Origin of the sequence: Sphingobium psychrophilum (genome assembly GCF_012927105.1) — a bacterium.
Classification (GTDB): domain Bacteria; phylum Pseudomonadota; class Alphaproteobacteria; order Sphingomonadales; family Sphingomonadaceae; genus Sphingobium; species Sphingobium psychrophilum.
In genome coordinates this window covers 26794-47260 of record NZ_JABBFV010000027.1, presented here as the reverse complement: position 1 = coordinate 47260, position 20467 = coordinate 26794, and the positions used below count along the sequence as shown (strand labels likewise).

At 64.9% G+C, this 20467-nt stretch carries 14 protein-coding genes and 1 pseudogene; 2 read left to right on the top strand and 13 right to left on the bottom strand.

The window, feature by feature from the left end; translation table 11 throughout:
- The 7 genes and pseudogenes from HHL08_RS25775 to HHL08_RS22440 all read right to left on the bottom strand — a co-directional run.
- Positions 1-280, bottom strand: a pseudogene (locus HHL08_RS25775) (hypothetical protein); the annotation flags it as partial.
- Between the two features lie 239 nt (positions 281-519).
- Positions 520-1989 carry an aldehyde dehydrogenase gene (locus HHL08_RS22465; RefSeq protein WP_206378050.1) on the bottom strand — a complete coding sequence of 490 codons (1470 nt, stop codon included), beginning with the start codon at positions 1987-1989 and terminating at the stop codon, positions 520-522.
- A gap of 15 nt (positions 1990-2004) precedes the next feature.
- Positions 2005-4395, bottom strand: coding sequence for a TonB-dependent receptor (locus HHL08_RS22460; protein ID WP_169575172.1), 2391 nt, complete (start codon positions 4393-4395; stop codon positions 2005-2007).
- Between the two features lie 201 nt (positions 4396-4596).
- On the bottom strand, positions 4597-6072 hold the full coding sequence (locus HHL08_RS22455; RefSeq protein ID WP_169575171.1) for a carotenoid oxygenase family protein: 1476 nt from the start codon (positions 6070-6072) through the stop codon (positions 4597-4599).
- Between the two features lie 70 nt (positions 6073-6142).
- Complete coding sequence (locus tag HHL08_RS26205) at positions 6143-7762, bottom strand: GMC family oxidoreductase N-terminal domain-containing protein (RefSeq protein ID WP_169575179.1); 1620 nt, start codon at positions 7760-7762, stop codon at positions 6143-6145.
- Positions 7763-7772: 10 nt separating this feature from the next.
- Positions 7773-9953, bottom strand: a complete 2181-nt coding sequence (locus HHL08_RS22445) for an outer membrane protein assembly factor BamB family protein (protein ID WP_169575178.1) — start codon at positions 9951-9953, stop codon at positions 7773-7775.
- Positions 9954-9958: 5 nt separating this feature from the next.
- The gene (locus HHL08_RS22440; protein ID WP_169575170.1) at positions 9959-10873 is read right to left on the bottom strand and encodes an NAD(P)H-binding protein; all 915 of its coding nucleotides are present in this window, start codon (positions 10871-10873) and stop codon (positions 9959-9961) included.
- 111 nt (positions 10874-10984) lie between these two features.
- Here HHL08_RS22440 and HHL08_RS22435 point away from each other — a divergent pair, with 111 nt between their 5' ends.
- A complete protein-coding gene (locus HHL08_RS22435; RefSeq protein WP_169575169.1) occupies positions 10985-11482 on the top strand; it encodes a nuclear transport factor 2 family protein in 498 nt (165 codons plus the stop codon).
- Between the two features lie 103 nt (positions 11483-11585).
- On the opposite strand, the gene HHL08_RS22430 is transcribed toward HHL08_RS22435, so the two are convergent.
- The 4 genes from HHL08_RS22430 to HHL08_RS22415 are packed head-to-tail and all read right to left on the bottom strand — an operon-like array spanning position 11586 to position 14804.
- Positions 11586-12095: a hypothetical protein gene (locus tag HHL08_RS22430; protein WP_169575168.1), complete on the bottom strand. Its 510-nt coding sequence runs from the start codon at positions 12093-12095 to the stop codon at positions 11586-11588.
- Positions 12092-12487 (bottom strand): c-type cytochrome, encoded by a 396-nt coding sequence (locus tag HHL08_RS22425; RefSeq protein WP_235955240.1) that lies wholly within the window; start codon positions 12485-12487, stop codon positions 12092-12094. Before HHL08_RS22425 ends, HHL08_RS22430 begins: the two co-directional genes overlap by 4 nt.
- Positions 12487-14019, bottom strand: coding sequence for an FAD-binding oxidoreductase (locus HHL08_RS22420; protein ID WP_169575167.1), 1533 nt, complete (start codon positions 14017-14019; stop codon positions 12487-12489). Before HHL08_RS22420 ends, HHL08_RS22425 begins: the two co-directional genes overlap by 1 nt.
- Before the next feature lie 29 nt (positions 14020-14048).
- On the bottom strand, positions 14049-14804 hold the full coding sequence (locus HHL08_RS22415; protein WP_169575166.1) for an SDR family NAD(P)-dependent oxidoreductase: 756 nt from the start codon (positions 14802-14804) through the stop codon (positions 14049-14051).
- A gap of 194 nt (positions 14805-14998) precedes the next feature.
- Here HHL08_RS22415 and HHL08_RS22410 point away from each other — a divergent pair, with 194 nt between their 5' ends.
- Positions 14999-15835 (top strand): p-hydroxycinnamoyl CoA hydratase/lyase, encoded by an 837-nt coding sequence (locus tag HHL08_RS22410; RefSeq protein WP_169575165.1) that lies wholly within the window; start codon positions 14999-15001, stop codon positions 15833-15835.
- 20 nt (positions 15836-15855) lie between these two features.
- On the opposite strand, the gene HHL08_RS22405 is transcribed toward HHL08_RS22410, so the two are convergent.
- The gene (locus HHL08_RS22405) at positions 15856-17268 is read right to left on the bottom strand and encodes an efflux transporter outer membrane subunit (protein ID WP_169575164.1); all 1413 of its coding nucleotides are present in this window, start codon (positions 17266-17268) and stop codon (positions 15856-15858) included.
- A gap of 11 nt (positions 17269-17279) precedes the next feature.
- The gene (locus tag HHL08_RS22400) at positions 17280-20462 is read right to left on the bottom strand and encodes an efflux RND transporter permease subunit (RefSeq protein WP_169575163.1); all 3183 of its coding nucleotides are present in this window, start codon (positions 20460-20462) and stop codon (positions 17280-17282) included.
- Positions 20463-20467 lie beyond the last annotated feature (5 nt).

Genomic DNA, 20467 nt, shown 5'->3' with positions numbered 1-20467 from the left:
GCCGCTGTGGCGTCGTCCCGTCCGGTGGAGGCCAACTAGGGGAGGCATCTGAGTCGGTCAACCGGAAAAAAGCGCGCTTTGTGAATTTTCTGAGACAATGCTGGGAAATCAACCCGCCAAAGCCGATCAACTCGCTCCGCCACGGCCAGCGCAATATCGCGTTCAGCAACAGCGTCTCGATGCCGAACGCATATTCGACCACGCCCGGATCGAGTAGGAAATTCCAGTAACCGGTCACGATGTTGAGCGGCGCGGCGGGCAGCGCCGCGGGCAGCACCACCGGTTCGCCAATATCAGTAACGCGGCAACCACCTCCATCACCTTGATCCAGGCGAACAGGCCGCTATGGATCAGCGCGAGCGTGAATTCCCGCGCCAGCGGCGTATTGCCCAATGGCTGAAGGTCGAAGGGGGGTGAAATATTCCACCCCCGAAAAGAGGAACCAACCGCCAAAGATGATCCGGGCGGCGGTGAATGCCGCGCCGGTCCCGCGCCCTTGCGCATTAAGGGCGATCATCGTCAGAACCCCGCGGGCGCGCCGTCGAGCAGGATCGTCTTGCTTTCCAGATAGGGGTGCAGCCCTTCCACCCCGCCTTCGCGACCAATGCCCGACTGCTTGAAGCCGCCAAAGGGCAGGCCGAATTCCAGCTTCATGCCATTTTGCCCAAAGCCGCCCGCACGGATACGCCGGCCGATGCGATAGGCCGCGTCGGCATCGTTGGTCAGGACCGATCCGTTCAGACCAAAGCTGCTATCGTTGGCGATGCGGATCGCATCCTCCTCATCCTCGGCAGGGATTAGGCAGAGCACCGGGCCGAAGATTTCCTCCTGCGCAATCCGGCTGCCATTATCGACATTGGCGAACAGGGTCGGTTCGATGAAATAGCCCTTGTTCAGATGCGCCGGACGGTTGCCTCCCGTCACCAGATCGGCGCTGTCGCGGCCCAGCGCGATATATTCCTCCACCCGATCGAGTTGGCGTTTCATAGCCACCGGGCCAAGCTGCGTGTCGGGCGCATCGCTATGGCCGATGCGGATGCCCTGCATCACCTTGGCGATGGCGTCGGCCAGTGCGTCATGCCTGTGCTTGGGCACGATGGCGCGGCTGAGCATGGCGCATACCTGGCCGCTCATGATGGTGATGGTGTTGCCGAGGATCGCGGCGGCCGCCTCGATCGGGAAGTCGTCGCGCACGATCGCCGCCGATTTGCCGCCCAGTTCCAGCGTGCAGCGCGCGACACGCCTGGCGCACACTTCGCCGATCCGCTTGCCCGCCAGCGTCGATCCGGTGAAGGTCACCTTGTCGATGCCGGGATTGCGCACCAGATGGTCGGACGCATCGCGCCCGGCCGCCACCAGATTGACGACGCCCGGCGGCACGCCCGCCGCCTCCGCCGCTTCGGCCATGATATAGGCCTCCAGCGGGGTTTCGGGCGATGGCTTCATGATGACGGTGCAGCCCGCGACCAGCGCATAGGCGACCTTTGCCGACATGATGCCATAAGGCGCGTTCCACGGCGCGATCGCCGCGACCACACCGGCCGGCTCCTGCACCACGATCGCGGTGTCGACCATGTGCGAGGGCCGCCGCTCCACGAAGGGATAAGTATCGGCATAGCCGGCGATCGCCATCAGCGTCGCCGTCGCGCCGCCAGTCATCACCGGCGCGAAGCTGGCGAGGCCGCCAACCTGCGCGGTCCAGGCGGCCGCCAGTTCGGGCGCACGCTTTTCCAGTTCCGCGCCCATGCGCTTGACGATCGCCCCCCGCTCGGCCGGGTCCATGGTCGGCCATGGCCCGTTGTCGAACGCATCCCGCGCGGCGGCAACGGCGCGGTCCATGTCCGCTGCCGTGCAGTCGGCGACGCGGGCGATCACCTCCTCGCTATTGGGCGACACGATCTCGATCATGCCGTCGCCGGTTGACTCGATCCAGGCGCCGCCGATAAACAGCTTGTCGGGATGGGCGATGCAGATGGCTGCGGAAATCATGTTGTCCATTTCCTCTCAGAAGCTCTTCTTGACCGTCGCCGTCCATTCGCGCGGACGACCCACCGTGCCGGTAGACACGCCATAGGTTGCAACATTTTCCGCTACGCCCTGATAATAGAATTTGTCGAAGACATTGGTCACGCCCACGCTGAGCGACCAGTCCTTGTCCGCCGCCTGATAGGTCAGCCGCGCATTCACCAGGCTGGGCGCGTCGATCAGATTATAGGGGTTGTTGACCGAGTTATAATAGAAGTTCGAGCGCCAGGACCAGTCGATCCGCGGCGTCAGCGTGCCGTTGCCACCCAGGTCCGCTTCATATTGCACGCCTGCCGACAATTGCCATTTGCTGATGAAGGGCGCGATCATGTCCTTTGTCACCAGGGTCGCCGGGTTGGTGATGGTCTTGTAGTCGAAATCCAGATAGCCGACCGACGCATCGAACGACAGGCCATCGGCCGGGCGCAACTGCGCTTCCAGTTCCCAACCGAATACCTCGGCATCGCCCGCATTGGACGGGACCGAGCAGGACAGAACCAGGCTTTCCGGGCATTGATAGCGGACCAGCTGCATATCGTCATATTTGTTCAGGAACACCGCGCCATTGAGGCGCAGCATCCGGCCGAACAGATCGGCCTTGAACCCTGCCTCATAGGTGGTCAGCTTTTCCGGGCCGAATGTCTGGACCTGATCCGGCGCGGACGGGCGCGGATTGATGCCGCCACCTTTGAAGCCGGTCGACAGCTGGGCATAGGTCATCAACTCGTCCGACCAGCGATAATTGGCACCGATGCGATAATCGACCCGGTTGCCCTTGAACGTACCGGTCAGCCCGTCCAGCCCGACGAGCAGGAAATTGGGCGTGAAGAAAGCGCCGCTGGGCAACGTCCCGTCCACATTGCGGCGGGAATAGCGATAGGTCTTCTTGTCATCGGTATAACGCAGCCCGCCGATGATGTTGAAGGCGTCGGTGACATGATATTCGCCATGCGCAAAGGCCGACGCGCTGCGGTTCTTGATGACGTCGTCCGACAGGAAGTCGAACAGCAACGTCGGAATTTGGCTGCGCCCCTTGATCGTGTCGGTGGCGTTATAATAGAAGCCACCCACGGTCAGGTCGACCTTGTCATTGAAATTGGCGCTCAGGCGCAATTCCTGCGTGAACTGCTCATGGCCGTAGGTGAATTGCTGCAACAGGATGGCGAGCGGTGATCCGTCCACGTCGATCGCGCTAGTGCCGTCCGCGCTGCGATAGCCGGTGATCGACTTGAGTTTGAACGAGTCCGACAGGTCATAGTCGATCGTGCCGGAAAGGCCCCAGGCCTTGACCGTGCTGGTCGGGCTGGCGGAAAAGCCACCCGGCGCGATCTGGGTCGGGATGCCGAACACCGTCGTATAATTGCCGCCGGTCGCATAGGTGGCGTAGGATGTGTAGCTGTTCGCCCCGGTCAGGAAACGGCTGTCGAACGGGATGCCCGCGGTGGGATCACCCGCGACATAGCTGCGCACCGACGGATTGTCGGCGTAGAGCAATTTGGTCGCGACCGTCTCGCTCTTGTCCTTGGACACATCGGCGACGATGTTGATTTCCAGCGGCGATCCGGCCGGCGCGTAACGCAGCGCGGCGCGCAGCGCCATCACGTCGATCCCGCCTTCGGTGCCGATCTGGCAATTCTTGTTGCCGCTGCTGGCCGGGATGCCCGACGCCGGACTGACGCAACCATAGTCGAGCAGCTTCATATAGCCGTCGACATTTTTCGACACGCCCGACACGCGCAGGAACAGGTCGTCGGTCAGCGGCACATTGGCGCTGCCGCGCAGTTCCAGCCGGTCGAACCGGCCATAGGTCGCCTCGACAAAGCCGCCCGCCGTGGCATCCGGCTTCTTGCTGAACAATTTCACCGCGCCGCCGACGCTGTTTTTGCCCGCCAGCGTCCCCTGCGGCCCGCGCAGCACCTCGACCCGCTCCAGGTCGGTCAGGTCCATGACCGCGCCGAAGGTCGTGCCATAATAGATATCGTCAATATAGATGCCGACGCCCGGCTCCAGCGCGAAACTGGCATCGAGCTGGCCGACGCCGCGGATGAAGGCGGCGACGGCGTTGCCCTGAATGCTGGTGGCGGGAGCCAGCGCGACGTTGGGCGCGAACTGGCCCAGATCGGTGACGCTGGTCTGGCTGCGCGCCGCCAGCGTATCGGCCGATACCGCGGTGATCGCGATCGGCGTATCCTGCAAATTCTGCGCGCGGAACTGGGCGGTGACGATGATATCGGCGCTATTGGCCTGATCCGCCGCCGGTTGTTCGGGCGTCGCCGCCTCCTGCGCCATTGCGGGCGCGGCGATCATCGCCGCCGCCAACGCCAGACCCGCTCCATGCCCTTGAAACCGGCTCTTCCAGATTATCGACATTATCTTTTCCTCCCTCATATGATGGCCGCCAGGCACAGGGGAGGAAGCGCCGGACCAGCCATTGCCGGTTCCGGTGGGGGCGGCGCTATGCACCTGCCTGCCTTGCCATCCTCTTGCCCGGCCCAGGGCCTTCCGTCTTTTCCGTTCAGGACGGAGAGGTCTTTGCCTCTCCATCATTAAGTAACGATCGTTAGTATTTTGTCAAGCGACTTGGTGTACTTTCGCGGTCGCCAATTGCGCCGCCGACACCCAGGCACCATGGACTTGCGCGCGCATCGGCAGGGGCATCGGCACCCGCGCGACCGGCCCGGCGGCGATGGCGTTTGCGTCCACCACCCACAGTTCGGACTTATAGTCCGCCTCGCCCGCCTGGCGATCGACCACCATCAGCAACCAGCCCTCATGCCCCGCCTGTGAGGACGGGACATGCACCGGTTCACTGATCGCCATGCCGAATTCCAGCCCCATCATGTCGATGCGGCCATTGCCCGGCTCGATCTGCAACAGGGCGTTGAAGGCGAAGCCGACCGGCCCGCCCGGCAGCGGCGGTCCGCCCTGCGGGTTCATCGACAGATACCAGGCCGACCGATAGGGCCGACCCTGATCCGCGTCGCGTAGGCGCGGCATGTCGCCAGGCGGGCCGATCAGCCGCTCCTCGAAACCGTCGCTCTCCTTCGACAGGTCGAAGGTCCAACGGGTCAGGCCACCGCCTATCTCGCGCTGGTCGCGCTGGATGCCGCCCGCTTCGCGCATGAAACCGAACGCATTGGTGTCCGAAAGGCACAGGTCGAGATGGACGCAATCGCCATCGTCAAAGGCGTTGACGATGTGGAAGGCCGACACGCCCGGCCGCCCCCGGAACCAGCGCATCTCTTCCACCTTGCCATCGCGCGGCATGATGCCGACCCAGCTGTCCAGATCCTGCTGGTGCGCCCAATGGGCGCCGCCCGCCTTCAACCGGTCCAGATCCGCCGTGGTCGGAAAAATCGGGAAGATGGCGTATTTTTCCGTGATCGCAAAATCATGGATGGTCGAACAATAGGGCTGATCGAACCATTGTTCACGCATCAGATTACCGTCGCGATCGGCCACGCCATAGGCGATTTTGGTCGAACACAGACCGTCCGCCTCATAGCCGAAGAAGAACATCTCCCCGGTCTGCGGATCGACGCGGGGATGGGCGGTAAAGGTCTGCGACGTGAAGGCGCCATGATAATCCCACCGCCCGATCGTCTCCAGCGTGTCGGGATCGACCTCATAGCCCAGGCCGTCCTCCTTGGTCATGAATAGCCGCCCGCCATGCCAGACCGGCGTGGTGTTCGCGACGGTGCGATCGCGACCGGCCACGGCGGGATCGTCGGTAAAGGGGTTGCGATAGCGGCCGAACAGGGCGTGCCTGGCGTCCTTTTCCAGCGCGTAGCGCTCGGTTTCGACATAGCGGATGGCGTAATCCACTTTGCCATCATGAATGGCGAATTTCGCGACCATGCCGTCTCCCGACAGTACGATATCGTCATCGAACATCGGGGCATGGGCGGGGTCGGGTACGGCGCGGAAGAAGGCGCCGTCTATCTCTGCCGGGATCTCGCCCACCACATCCAGGTTGCGCGCCGACCATTCGATGCCGACTGGCGTGTTGAGGCCGGTAAAATGGATCGTTTCGGGAAAGACTCGCACCGTTATCTGCTCCTAATCCTACGATCTTATAATAACGATCGTTATCATTATTGCAAGCCGTCGAAACCGCTCACAACTGTCCAACTCGCTGTCGCATCGTGCGCAGCACATGGTCCGCGCCCTTGTCGCCGATCATGATCGCGGTCGCATTGGTATTGCCCGCCGGCAGGCTGGGCATGACCGAAGCGTCGGCCACCCACAGCCCCTTGATCCCGATGACGGCCAGATCGGCATCGACCACCGCCTGCGCATCATCGCGCGCGCCCATCCTGGCCGTGCCGACGGGATGATAGAGCGGGATCGACGCCATCCGCACATAGCCGCGCAACTGATCGGGATCGGTCAGCGCCGCGCCGGGACGCAACTCGCTCTTGATATGCGCCGCGATCGGCGTCTCGTTCAGAATCGACCGGGCGATGCCGATGCCCTCTACGATCTGATCTATATCGTCCTCGCTGCCCAGTTGCCGATGCTCGATCTTTGGCGGCGCGAACGGGTCGGCCGAGCGCAGGCTGATCCGACCGCGATGGCTGGGCCGCATCAGCCCGACCAGGGTGGAGACGGACGGCGTCTTGCGCAGCATCAACCGGCCCTGCTCATCGAAATCGAAGGCGAAGGCGGCGAAGCTGATCTGGAGATTGGGTGCGGGCAATTCCGGTCGGCTCTTCACGAAAGCCTGCGCATGGCCGATCGCCGTGGTCAGCGCGCCGCGCCGGGAGAGCGCATAGCGCAGCACCTGCCATGCCCCGCGCAGGCCCTGTGCATCGCTGTTGAGCGTGGCTGCATCGACTTCATTGACGACATGGGTGCCGACATGATCCTGAAGATTGCCGCCCACGCCGGGCCGATCGCACAGCACCTCTATCCCATGGGCGCGCAGATGATCGGCCGGGCCTATGCCCGACAGCATCAGCAGGCGCGGCGTGTTCATCGCCCCCGCGCTCAGCACCACGCCATGACGGGCGCGCAGCGTCTTTTCGACGCCGTCCTGCCAATAGTCGATGCCGACCGCGCGACCTTCCTCGATTCTGATGCGCAGCAATTGCGCCTCCAGCAGGATGGTCGGCGCCTTGCCGCCGCGCCGCTCGTGCAGATAGCCGCGCGCCGCCGAACAGCGCGTGCCGTTGCGTTGCGATACCTGGACATAATCGACGCCCTCGGCGCTTTGCCCGTTAAGGTCTAGCGATCGGGGGATGCCCGCCGCCTGCGCCGCCACGATCCACTGGTCGGTGATCGGATAGCGCGCCCGTCCTTCCGACACGGCGATCGGGCCGCCGGTCCCGCGCCAGGCGTCCGCCCCGCGTTCATTATCTTCCATCCGCCGGAAATAGGGCAGGACCGATTCATAGTCCCATCCCGCAGCGCCCAGCCGCGCCCATTCGTCATAATCCCAGCGATGCCCGCGAATGAACATCATGCCATTCAGCGCACTGCCGCCGCCCAACATCCTGCCCGCAGGCCAGATGTCGGCCCGGCCGCCCAGCGACGGGTCTGGCTCTGCCTGATAGCACCAGTCATAGGCGGGGTTCTGGACGATTGCGCTAGTCAGCGCCGGGATGCGCGATCGCATGTGCCGGTCGGTCTTGCCGGCCTCGACCAGGGTGACGGACAGTCCCGCTTCGGCCAGCCTCCCGGTCATCGCGGACCCCGCCGAACCGCCGCCCACGACGATGATGTCGGTTTCTTCGATGGTCGTGTTCCTAGAAATTGGACATGATGGCGGCGCTGGGCGCGTCGAGCGGCTTGCCCGCGGCCTTCAGCTTCAGCTCACGGTCCCGCAGCGGTCCCTGCTCGGCGATCAGCCAGGCGTGGATGGCGTCGGCATCCTCCACGCTCAGCAGGTCGTCCCAGCGTGGCATCCCGCCCGGCAGGAGCAGGCCGTCGCGGACGATCTGGTTGAACATGTCATGTGTGGCCGGCTGCATCCGGCGCAGGTCGGGCGCGGTGGAGCGCAGCTGGTTGCTGTGGCAGATGGCGCAATTCTGGAAGAACAGCCCTTGCCCCTTGGCGATCATCGCAGGCGTCACGCCAGGCAACTGCGCAGGCGGCGCGGATGCAACCTCCGCAGGCGGCAACGGCGTGGGCTGCGGCACCGGCCCGCCGTCCAGCTTGAACACCAGAATGCGGTTGGCGTTGCCGTTGCGATAGGCTGCGGAGTAGCGCGGCACATAGCCCCAGCCGCCTCCGCCGAAACCCGCCGCGACCGCCACATATTGCACGCCCTTCACCCGATACGTCATGGGCGCGGCCATGATGGACGTGCCGGTATCGATTTCCTTGATGAGCTTGCCATTGTCGGCGTCGCGGACGATCAGCTTGCCGCCGATGGTGCCATGGACGATAAGGCCCGATGCGGTGGAGAGCATCCCCATCCGGTCCTGCCATCCCTCGGTCGGCACCGCCCAGCGCGCCTTGCCGGTCAGCGGGTCGATGGCCCGCAATTCGCTGCTATAGGGCTTGTCCTTCACCCACTGCATTTCGGGTAATTTCTCAACCTGTTCGCGGATCGCAGGCGGCAACGTCGGCAGCACGGCCTGTAATTGCGGCGTGAAGATGAGCGTCGTCTGGACATTGAGCGCCTTGGGCCGCCGCGCCGCCGCAGGCGTGCCGGGCGGCACGGTGAACATGAGGTTCCCCATGTCCAGCACGGAGGCGTAATAGCTCTTCCGATCGGCGTCATAGGCCGCCGGATACCAATTGCGCGCGCCCGCTGATGCCGGGAAGATGATGCGCGGACCGTTCCAGAAATCAGTACGATCCGGCGTCATCTGCGGCACGCCATCCTTGTCGAATCCCTTGGTCCAGTTGGTCCGCACCAGCGGATTGATGCGCAGCGGCTTGCCCGTCTCACGATCCAGCACGAACAGATAGCCGTTCTTGGGCGAATGGAGGATGACGGGGCGGACCTGGCCGTCCACCTCCATCTCGGTCAGCACCATCGGCTGAGTGGCGGTGAAGTCCCAGCTGTCGCCGGGCGTTTCCTGATAGTGCCACTTCAGCGCGCCGCTTTTGGCGTCCAGCGCGACGATGGAGGAGAGATAGAGGTTGGTGCCGCCCTTGGGCGATCGGGTGGCGATGGAATAAGGCCCGCCATTGCCGACGCCGATATAGACGGTGCCATATTTGGGATCATAGTTGATCGCGTCCCAGACGGTGCCGCCGCCGCCAATGTCCCAGCGGCTTTTGGCGTCCCAGGTCTTGAGCGCGGCGTCGAGCGCCTTGTCCTCCTGCGGTCCTTTGGCCGGGTCGTGGGGAACGGTGTAGAAGCGCCAGGCCTGTCCGCCATCGACGATGCGATAGGCGGTAACATAGCCGCGCGCGTCATATTCCGCGCCGGCATTGCCGATGATGACCAGGTCGCCCGCCACTTCGGGTGCCCCTGTGCTTGTATAGCCGCGGCTGTGATCGACCACCGTATCGACTTTCCACAGGATCTTGCCGGTCTTCGCGTCGAGCGCGTAGAGCATCCCATCAAGCGCGCCGACCATGACCTTGCCATTGGCAAGCGCGATGCCGCGATTGGCCTGGTCGCAACAGGTGGCGCGGTTGGACTGCATGTCCACCTCCGGCTCGAAGGTCCAAATCGGCTGGCCCGTCACGGCGTCGAGCGCATAGACGCGGCCAAGATTGCCGCTGGTATACATGACGCCATCGACGACCACCGGCGTCGCTTCCTGCACGCGGTTGGTGTTGAGTTCGTATGACCAGGCCAGGCCCAGGCGACCGGCATTGCCCTTGTCGATATCGGTCAGGCGCGAATGATGGCTGCCCCAGACGTCTCCGCCAGTATAGGGCCAGTCGTCGCCCGCCCCGCTGCCACCCGTCGTTCCGCCGCCAGCGCATCCCACGAGCGCCAGCAACGCCGCCAGCGCGGCCATCATCTTCTTCACAGCGGCCAGCCTTCCTTATGCGCCAGCATCACGTCGCGCAGGCTTTTGGGCTTGCGACCGGTGATCTTTTCCACCCAGTCGGTCTTCTCCGCAAAATAGCCTTCGCGGATCGACTGGCCGAACGTCACCATGTCGTCGCTCGACCAGGGGATCGGACCGTCTGGCACGATGTCGGAGGCATGGCGCGGCGCGCCCAGCGCATCGAAATAGGCGAACATGGCGTCGTCATCGACCGCATCAACCACGATCGGTTTGCCCGCGAGTTCGCTCGCCAGCGCCATCGCCTGCGGGATGGTGATAAGGTCGGGGCCGGTCAGCACATAGGCCCGGTTCTCATGGCCTGTCTGGGTCAGCACGCCCACGGCCGTCGCGACACAATCATCACGGCTGACGAAGGCCACCGGGCCGTCGCCGCAATTGTCGGGCTTGCCGCCCGCCATCAGCGCGGGAATGGTCATCGGCCCGGCGATCGCCTCGGCATATTGGCTGTCGCGCAAATGGGTCCAGGCCGCGCCGGAGCCCTCGATGATTTCCTCGGTCGCGCGATGGTCGTTCTTGACGATCGCGGGATTGCCGGGCTGATCGGCGGCGATGATGGAGGTATAGACGATATGCCGAACGCCCGCCGCGACCGCCGCCTCGACAGCGCTCCGATGCTGGCCGACGCGGGTGCCGACGCGCGCGGTACTGATGAGCAGCATCTTCTCGCCCCCCGCCATCGCAGCGGGCAAACTCGTCGGATCGTCGAAATCGGCGAAACGCACGTCCGCACCACGGGCGGCGAGATCTGCCAGCTTCGCTGGCGTGCGGGTCAGCAATATCGCGTCCTGCGGCGCGACTTTCTCCAGCAGCAATTCCGCCGCCGCGCGGCCAAAGGCGCCCGAAGCGCCTGAAATGATGATCTTCCCCATGCGTCCTCTCGCTTGCATGATCTATCGTCTTGTTGCAGACAATCGTAACGAATGTTATTATTGCGTCAAGCCTAAGAAGCATGGCCATAGAAGCAAAGGAGAGTGACTATCATGCCTTCCCTTCCGATCGAGGACAGGATCGCGCTGCAAGACCTGATCGCCGCCTATAGCTGGGCGCTCGATACCGGGGATGTCGACGGGCTGGTCGCCTGCTTCACGCCCGACGCGCGCATGGTGGAGGAGGTATTCGACGATCCCGACATCTGGGAAGGGCATGAGGGAATTCGCGGTATCGCCGAACATTATCGCAATGCGCCGGGCTTCCCCGGCCGCCAGCATCATGTGACCCAGGTTCAATATACGGCGCAGGCGGATGGTAGCTGCAAGATGCGCGGCTTCGCCTTTGTGACCGAGTGCGAAGGCGAACCACCTTATCTGCTGCGCTTTGCCGGCTGGTATGACGATCATGCGGTGAAGGGCGACGACGGCCAGTGGCGCTTCCATCGTCGTACCGTGCGATTGTGGGACGGCGAAGTGCTGAAGAATTTTCCTGGGCGCGGGGAGTGGGTGCCGCGCAAACGGCCGGAGTCGCTGATTATCCGGCGGTGAAACGCTGTCAGTTCGTGCTGAGCCTGTCGAAATTCCGTTCTTCCAAGAACAGCCCTTCGACAGGCTCAGGGGGAACGGATGAAGGCAATTTCACGAAGCAATTTTAGCGCCGGACCATCACCCAGCTGAGCGCCGGCTCTGCCCTGCTATGGGATGCCACGGCACATTGGCCGACCTTGTCGAGCGCCAGTTCGGCAAAGGCTTCCGGCCAGGCCATGCCGGAAAGTTGCGCCAGCACGTGGACGGATGCGCCATCCGCCGTGCAACGCGCCGTCATCCGGCCATCCGCGCCGTGCCGTACCAGCGCCACGCGGCGATAGCCCGCTTCGGCCGCGATCTCGCCCACCAGCAGTTCGTCGCTTCGCCGCGTGACCGCGAAGATCGCCGCCGGAGCGGTCGCGAGCAAAGCGCGCGTCTGGCGCACCCGGTCGCCCTCCAGCGCCAGTGCCTGTGCGCCCAGCAGTTGCGCCCGCGTAGCGAAGCGGCGTCCAGCCGCCAATTGGGCATCGTGCAGCAGGAGCGGCAGCGTCGCCGCTTCCACCCGGCCACTTGCCAGTGCCGCCGACGCCACGGCCGCGCTCGCCATGAAGCCCCGGCGCGACAGGCCGCTCATGGCTTTGCCCCCTTGGCGAGATGCTCGGCGATCTGCTGCAACTCGGCATCGCTCACCTCGCCGCGCGGGATGGCCGGCATGTTGCCAATCCCCATGCGCGCCGCCTGCACGACATAGTCGACGGTCAGGTCGGTGCGCTTTTCCAGCAAGGACTGGTCCATCCGCCGCGCGAGCAGCCCCGCCCCCATGCCGCCTGGTCCATGGCACATCGCGCATTTCGCCAGATAGAGTTTTTCGCCCGGCCCCGCCGCCGACCGCGACGACAGCGTTTCGGGCGCTGGCAAGGGCGGCGGCCCCTTCGGCGCTGGCGTCGGCGTTTCGCTCGCCCGACCGCAAGCCGCGCATGCCAGCACCAGCGCCGCACCCATTAGCGCGATCATCCCCCGGCGCATCAGCCCTGCCCTCCCGCATAGCGACTGGGCCAGATGCCACTCTTCCCCGGTGCAATCACGCCCTTGGGATCGAGCGCGCCCTTCACCTTGCGGTTGAGCTGCGCCAGTGCGCCCTTGTTATAATCATAGGTGCCGGCAACCGCATCCATATAGTCGAGATGGGTGCGATATTCGCCATAGCCCTGTGCCTTGGCATCGGCGATCAGATGCTTGAGGAAAGGATCGACCCGGCCCATCAGGTCGGGATCGTCCTTGTTGATGAGCACCGCGTTCACATTGATGAGGTGGCGTTCGCCAAAGGCGAAGCTGGCCTGATAGTCCATGCCATATTCCTTGTAACGGGCGTAGGTGCGCTGGAACTGCGCCTGCGCCGCGGCACCCGATTGCGGCAGGATCGGCGAGAAGCCGATATGGCCGCCGCGCCCGCCATGCCAGTTGGCGTTCTGCATCGGCATAGTGAGCGGCGTGCCGGTCCAGCCGGTCGCCTCCAACGGTTCGCCGGTTTTCCAGACGGTGGGGCGCAGCGACATGGGTTTGAGCTTCCCCATTTCCCGCTCCAATATCGCATAGGCCGCCTTGTTGACCGCTTCCCGGCCATAGAGGCGCAGGCTGACGCCCCACCAGCCGACATTGAATTTCTTGCGGATCGCCGCAATCACATCGTCGGGCAGCGCGCCGGGCTTGTCGGTCCACTGATCGCGGGTCGTCACTACGGCGGCGGCGCGCAGCCAGTTGCCGATCGTCGGCGATTGCTGCAACAGCCCCTCGCGCCGGAGCGGGGCGATCGCGTCGATCAGCGGCCCCAGATCTTCGGGCCGATCGAACTCCAGGTCCATGCCCATCAGCGATTCGGGCGCCGGCATCAGCCACAGGCCCATTTTGGTGACGATGCCGAAATTGGACTGCACGAACATCTGGTCCCAGCCAGGGCCGAAGCCGAAGCGATAGAGCTGCCAGGTCGGCGCGCCGTCCAGCGCGCCCATGCCGGTGCGCACGACGAGGCCGTCCGCCATCACCGCCTCTACACCGCATATGCGCGTCGCATGTTCGCCATAGGGGGTATAGCCCATGCCCCGGTCCAGCGCGTTGCCGACCACCGATCCCCAACTATTGCCAGGCACTGACAGCCAATGTTTCATGCCCCTCGACTTCAGAAAGTCGTAGAGATCGTAAAAGCCGACGCCCGGCTCCAGCAGCACGGTCCCGTTCGCCTCGTCATAGTCGATCTTCTTCATCCGGCTGAGGTCCAGCACCACAGACCCCGCCAGCAGCGGCGCGGAGCCGCCATAGCCCAGATTCTTGCCCCGGCTGATCGGCCACAGCGCGATGCCGCGGTCGGCCGCGATGCGGACGATCGCCTGGATTTCCTCCACTGTCGCGGGGGCGACCGCACCGGCAGGATGGTGACGGGCGTCGTCGATCGCGAACTTGTCCTGATAGCTTGCCTGATCGTCCTCGCCGAAAAAGACATGATCCTTGCCGACGATCGCCGCAAAGGCGGCTACGGTGGCGGGCGGTAAGGTTTGGGCCATGCTGTGTCTTGCCTTGTCGTGAAAAGGGTTCAGGCCGCCGCGGTCCAGCGGGTGCGCGCGGGCGGACGGGCGCCGCCGTCGAGCCGCAGGACTTCGCCGTTAATCATGGGATGACGGATCAGGAACAGGGCGGCGGCGGCAAATTCATCGGCCGTGCCCGCCCGGCGGGGAAATTCCATGCCGCCGACCAGTTCATTGACCAGCGCTTCCGGCATATGCGCCGTCATCGGCGTGGCGAAGAAGCCGGGGGCGATCCCGACGCAGCGGATCGCGTGACGGGACAGGTCGCGCGCCCAGATCAGCGTGAGCGCCGCGAGCGCCGCCTTCGATGCGCCATAGGCGCCCATCCCCTCCTGCCCCTCGAACGACGCGATCGAACAGGCGTTGAGGATCACGCCGCGTGTCTCATCCGGCCCGTCCGGCGCATTGCCGATCATGCGATGGGCGACATGGGCGGTGACGTTGACCGCGCCGATCAGATTGACGTCGATGACGCGACGAAAGGCGGCGACATCGCCCGGTCCCGCTGGCGTGGCGATCGATCCGATGCCACCGATCCCGGCCATGTTCGCCAGGATCGACACCGGGCCAAGCGGGGCAACGGCAGCGGACACCGCCGCTTCATCGGTAATGTCGCAAAGGATCGACCGCACATCCGGCAAGGGGCTGGCGTGCAGGTCGAGGACCACAATATGTGCGCCAGCGGACAGCAAGTTGGACACCAGTGCGGCACCCAACCCGGACGCGCCGCCGGTGACGAGCGCTACCTTGCCCTGCACATCCATCTCGCCTCGCTTTGCCGATCGCGCCGGCCTTTATTTAATAACGATCGTTATCATCGTGGCTGCCCCGCTGTTTGTCAAGGCACGCCGGCCCGCTGACCGTCGCAAAAAAGCCTTGCCAGTCGCGCATCGCGCATTGTATGCCTGTGATACATACTGCAAGGCCGATAGTGCAGGCCGCCAGAGGAGCCAAGGTGATGGAAGATCAAGACGTCGTTTCGGTACTTGTCGAAAACCGCATCGCCTGGGTGAATTTCGCCCGGCCGGCCAAGCGCAACGCGATGAGCCCCACGCTCAACCGGCGCATGATGGAAGTGCTGGACGAGCTGGAATTTAACGACGATGTCGGCGTGCTGGTGCTGGGTGGCGAAGGCACCGCCTGGTCGGCGGGCATGGACCTGAAGGAATATTTCCGCGAAACCGAATCGCTGGGCCTGCGCGGCGTGCGCAAGTCGCAGGCCGAAAGCTATGGCTGGTTCCGCCGCCTGCGCTGGTTTCAAAAGCCCACCATCGCGATGGTCAATGGCTGGTGTTTCGGCGGCGGCTTCGGCCCGCTCTTCGCCTGCGACCTCGCCATCTGCGCGGACGAGGCGCAGTTCGGCTTGTCTGAAATCAACTGGGGCATCCTGCCCGGCGGCGGCGTGACCAAGGTGGTGGTCGACCTGCTGCCGATGCGCGACGCCATGTGGCTGACGCTGACCGGCGACCTGATCGACGGCAAGGCCGCGTCCGCCATGCGGCTGGTCAATGAGAGCGTTCCGCTGGAGCAGCTCAAGGCCCGCACGACACAGGTGGCCGAGATGCTGCTGAGCAAGAATCCGGTGGCGCTGAAATTCGCCAAGGATGCCGTCCGCCGCGTGGGCACCATGACCTATGACGAGGCGGAAGATTATCTGGTCCGGATGCAGGAAGCGGCCAATTTCCACGACAAGAGCGAAGGCCGCAAGGAAGGTATCCGCCAGTTCATCGACGAGAAGAGCTACAAGCCGGGTCTGGGTGCCTATGACCTGAGCAAGGCGAAGACCAAGGCCTGAGGCCGATCAGTGGTGTGGGGTCAGGCCGCGGCCTGACCCCAACCGCCGCCCAGTGCGCGGAACAGGTCCACCTGTGCGAAGGATAGCGCGCGGGTGGCGGTCGCCAGATCCGCCTCGGCACTGGCGAGCGTGCGTTGCGCGTCCAGCACCGTCAGGAAATCGATCTGTCCCTCGCGCTGCCGCGCCAGGCTGATCCGGGCGGCCCGGGCAGCTTCGTCGCGCGCCAGGCCCAGCGTCTGCGCGCGTTCGATCGCGTGGGCATAGACGGACAAGGCGCGTTCGCTTTCCTCCAGCGCCTGTAGCACCGTACCGTCGAAGGTTGCGAGCGACGCCGCGCCCTCCGCCTTCGCAGCGCCGATCCGGGCACGGATCGCTTCGGTGTTGGGAAAGGCCCAGCTGATGAGCGGTCCCAGCACCCAGTTCAATGGCCCGCCGCCCAGCAAGTTACCGCCACCCAGCGCCGTGGTGCCGACCGATCCGCCCAGCGTGATGCGGGGATAGAGGTCCGCCGTCGCTACGCCGATCCGCGCGGTGTCCGCCGCCAGCCTGCGCTCTGCCGCACGCACGTCGGGCCGCCGCGCCAGCAGCGCCTGGCCGTCCCCCACCGGGATCGGCTGAGCCAGTTGCGGCGTGCGGGTCGCCGCGCGCACCGTATCAGGCAGTTGCTGCGGCGTCCGCCCGGTCAGCGTCGCCAGCCGGAACAGCGCTGCGTCCCGATCCGCCGCCAGCGCCGGGATCGTCGCTTTTTGCTGCTCGCGCAGGGCGGTCACGCGGATCACGTCCAGCCGGTCGGACCGGCCGACTTCGAAACGCGCGCCGGTGATGCGGATGGACTGGTCGAGCAGCGCCACCGTCCGCTGCGCCACGGCCAGCCGTTCGGCCGTGGCGGTGACGTCGAGGTAAGCGCGCACCGTGTCGGCGATCACCGCGACGCGCACGCCGTCGGCGTCTGCCTGCACCGCCGCCAGGTCGCCGCGCGCCGCTTCGACCCCGCGCTTCACCCGGCCGAACAGATCGACCTCGTAGGCAACGTCCAGCCCGCCATCGAACACCCAGTTTGCCCGGTCGATGTTCGGCAGCGATTGCGCCGCCGACGTCCGGTTATAGGTGCCCGACGCGCCAAGGCTGGTTTGCGGCAGGCGATCCGATTTCGCGCCGCGCAGCGAAGCGCGCGCCCGTTCGATCCGCGCCACCGCCACGCGGATGTCGGTGTTGGCGGCCAGCGCATCCCCGACCAGCGTGTCGAGCAGCGGATCGCGATAGAGCGTCCACCAGCGATCCTGCGTTGCAGCGGTGCTGACCGCCGGGTTGGCCGCACCGATGAAGGGTGCGGCGGCGGTGGTGGGTGTAGCAGGCGGCCGATAGTCCGGCCCGGCCGTGCAGGCGGTGAGCGCACTGACGCCGAGCAGAAGGGCGATGAAGTTGCGTGTCACAGCTTTGTTCCTCATTCGGCCGGCTGCAAGACAGCGTCGGCCTCTGGCCGCCGGCGGCGGGCGAAGCGATCGCCCAGCGCGCGGCACACGACATAGAAGGTGGGGGTGAAGAGCAGGCCGAAGGCGGTCACACCGGCCATGCCGAAGAACACAGCCGTTCCGAGCGCCTGCCGCAGTTCAGCCCCCGCGCCGGTCGCGATCACCAGCGGTACCGCACCCAGGATGAAGGCGAAGCTGGTCATCAGGATGGGACGCAACCGGGTCTGCGCCGCCTGCACCGCGGCCTCCACCGGCGACAGTCCCTGTTCCTCCTCCGCCTGCTTGGCGAATTCCACCACCAGGATGGCGTTCTTCGCCGCCAGGGCGATCAGCACCACCAGGCCGATCTGCGTCAGGATATTATTGTCCATGCCCCGCAGATTGATGCCCAGCATCGCGGCGAACAGGCACATCGGCACGATCAGGATGATCGCCAGTGGCAGCGTCAGGCTCTCATATTGCGCCGCCAGCACCAGGAAGACGAAGAAGACGGCCATGCCGAAGACGATGCCGGCGGTGTTGCCTGCGCTCTTCTGCTGATAGGCGATGCCGGTCCATTCGCTCGTATAGCCTTCAGGCAGCGCCGCGCTCATCTTGTCGATGGTCGTGAGCGACTGGCCGGAGGAGTAGCCGGGCGCCGTGTCGCCATCGACCTCCACCGCAGGCATCAGATTATAGCGCACCACGCGATAGGGACCGGTCTTGTCGCGGAAGGTGGCGACCGAACCGATCGGCACCATGCCTCCGGCGTTGGACCGCGTCTTGAGGTTGGCGATATCCGCGACGGTCCCACGATGTTCCGCATCCGCCTGCGCGGTGACGCGATAGGTGCGGCCCAGCAGGTTGAAGTCGTTGACGAAGGCGGAACCCAGATAGACCTGCATCGCTTCGAACACGCGCTCAGGCGGGACGCCCAGCAGGTCGGCCTTGGCCCGGTCGACATCGGCGTAGATGCGCGGGGTGCTGACGTCGAACAGGGTGTAGATCATCGACAGGCCGGGGGTTTGATTGGCCTTGCCGATGAAATCCTGCGCGACCTTGTTCAGTTCGGCATAGCCGCGGTCCTGCCGGTCCTCCAGCATGATGCGATAGCCGCCGGCCGACCCGATGCCCTGAATGACCGGGGGCGGCACCAGCAGGATGCGTGCCTTGTCATAGCCGGCCATCGCCTTGTTCGCCTGTTCCATGATCCCGGCATAGGTGACGCCTTCGGCCTTGCGTTCGGCAAAGCTCTTGAAGGGGAAGTAGATCGCGGCGGAATTGGGCGCAGCGGTCTGCGACGGGCCATGGAAGCCGGCGAACATCACCGCGCCGCGCAGGCCCTTGATGGGCAGGATCTTATCCGCGACCTCGCGCGTCACCTTGTCCGTGCGCTCGAGCGACGCGCCCGGGGGTAGCTGCACCACGGCCAGGAAATAGCCCTGGTCTTGCGACGGGATGAAGCCTGCGGGCGTCACCCAGAACAGGCCTGCGGTCGCCACGATCAGCCCGGCATAGGTCGCCAGCATCTTCTTCGGCCGCGCGACCAGCCAACGGGTGAGGCGGGCATAGCCCTCGCTCATCCGGTCGAAGCCGTTGTTGAAGCCATCGACCGCTATGCCCAGCTTCTGCCGCCAGAGCGGATCGTTGCTGCGGTCGCGCGGGCCATGTTTGGCATGCAGCAGCAAAGCGGCTGCAGCGGGCGACAGGGTGAGCGAGAGGATTAGCGAGATCACCGTCGCAGTCGAGATGGTGACCGCGAACTGCTGGTAGAAAGCGCCGGAAATGCCGGTGATGAACAGCGTCGGCACGAACACCGCGCACAGCACCAGAACGATCGCCACCAGCGCGCCCGATACCTCGTCCATCGACGTGCGTGCAGCCTCCAGCGGGGACATGCCCCGGCCGATATTGCGCTCCACATTTTCGACCACGACGATGGCGTCGTCGACAACGATCCCGATCGCCAGCACCAGCCCGAACAGCGACAGATTGTTGAGCGAATAGCCCAGGCCCGCCAGGATCGTCGCGGTGCCGATCAACGATACCGGGATGGCGATGATCGGAATGATCGCTGCGCGCCAGTTTTGCAGGAAGACGAGGATGACCAGCACCACCAGCAGCACGGCTTCGATCAGCGTGTGATAGACCGCGTCGATCGACTGGCTGATAAATTCGGTGGGGTTGTAGATGACGCTATATTCCAGCCCCTTGGGGAAGCGCTGGGACAGTTGGTCCATTTCCGCCTTCACATGCTCCGCCGCGTCGAGTGCGTTGGAACCGGGGCGCTGCATCACCGCGATGACGACGGTGGGCTTGCCCGACAGATAGGTGTTGATCGCATAATCCTGCGCGCCCAGTTCAACGCGGGCAACGTCGCGCACGCGGACCTGCCGGCCATTGGCGTCGCTACGGATCACGATGTTGGCGAACTGGTCGGGCGAGGTCAGGCGGCCCTGCATTTCGACGCCGAGCTGGAAGGCTTCGCCGCGATCATAGGGAGGCTGGCCGATCGAACCGGCCGACACCTGGACATTCTGCGCCCGCAGCGCCGACACGATCTCGCCCGCCGTCAGGTCCATAGCGGCGGCGCGGCCCGGATCGATCCAGACCCGCATCGCATAGTCGCGCGATCCGAACAGTTGCACGTCGCCCACGCCGTCGAGCCGGGCCAGCCGGTCGCGCACCTGGGTCAGCGCATAGTTGGACAGGTAATTGCGGTCGAACGTGCCGTCGGGCGACTGGAGATTGACGACCATCAGAAATTCGGGCGTCGTCTTGCGCGTGACCACGCCCAGCCGCTGCACTTCTTCGGGCAAGCGGGGCACGGCGACGGCGACGCGGTTCTGGACCAGCACCTGGGCGGCGTCGAGGTCGGTGCCGATCTTGAAGGTGACGGTGATCGTCACCTTGCCATCGCCGGTCGACTGGCTGCTCTGATAGAGCATGTCGTCGACGCCGTTGATTTCCTGTTCGATCGGCGCGGCCACAGTCGATGCGACCGTTTCGGCGGACGCGCCGGGATATTGGGCGGCCACTGTGACCGTGGGCGGCACGATGTCGGGATATTGACTGACAGGCAGGCCGATAAAAGCCAGCGCACCGACCACGGTGATGACCACCGCGATAACAGCGGCGAAGATCGGCCGGTCGATGAAGAAGCGCGAGAAACGCATCGGGC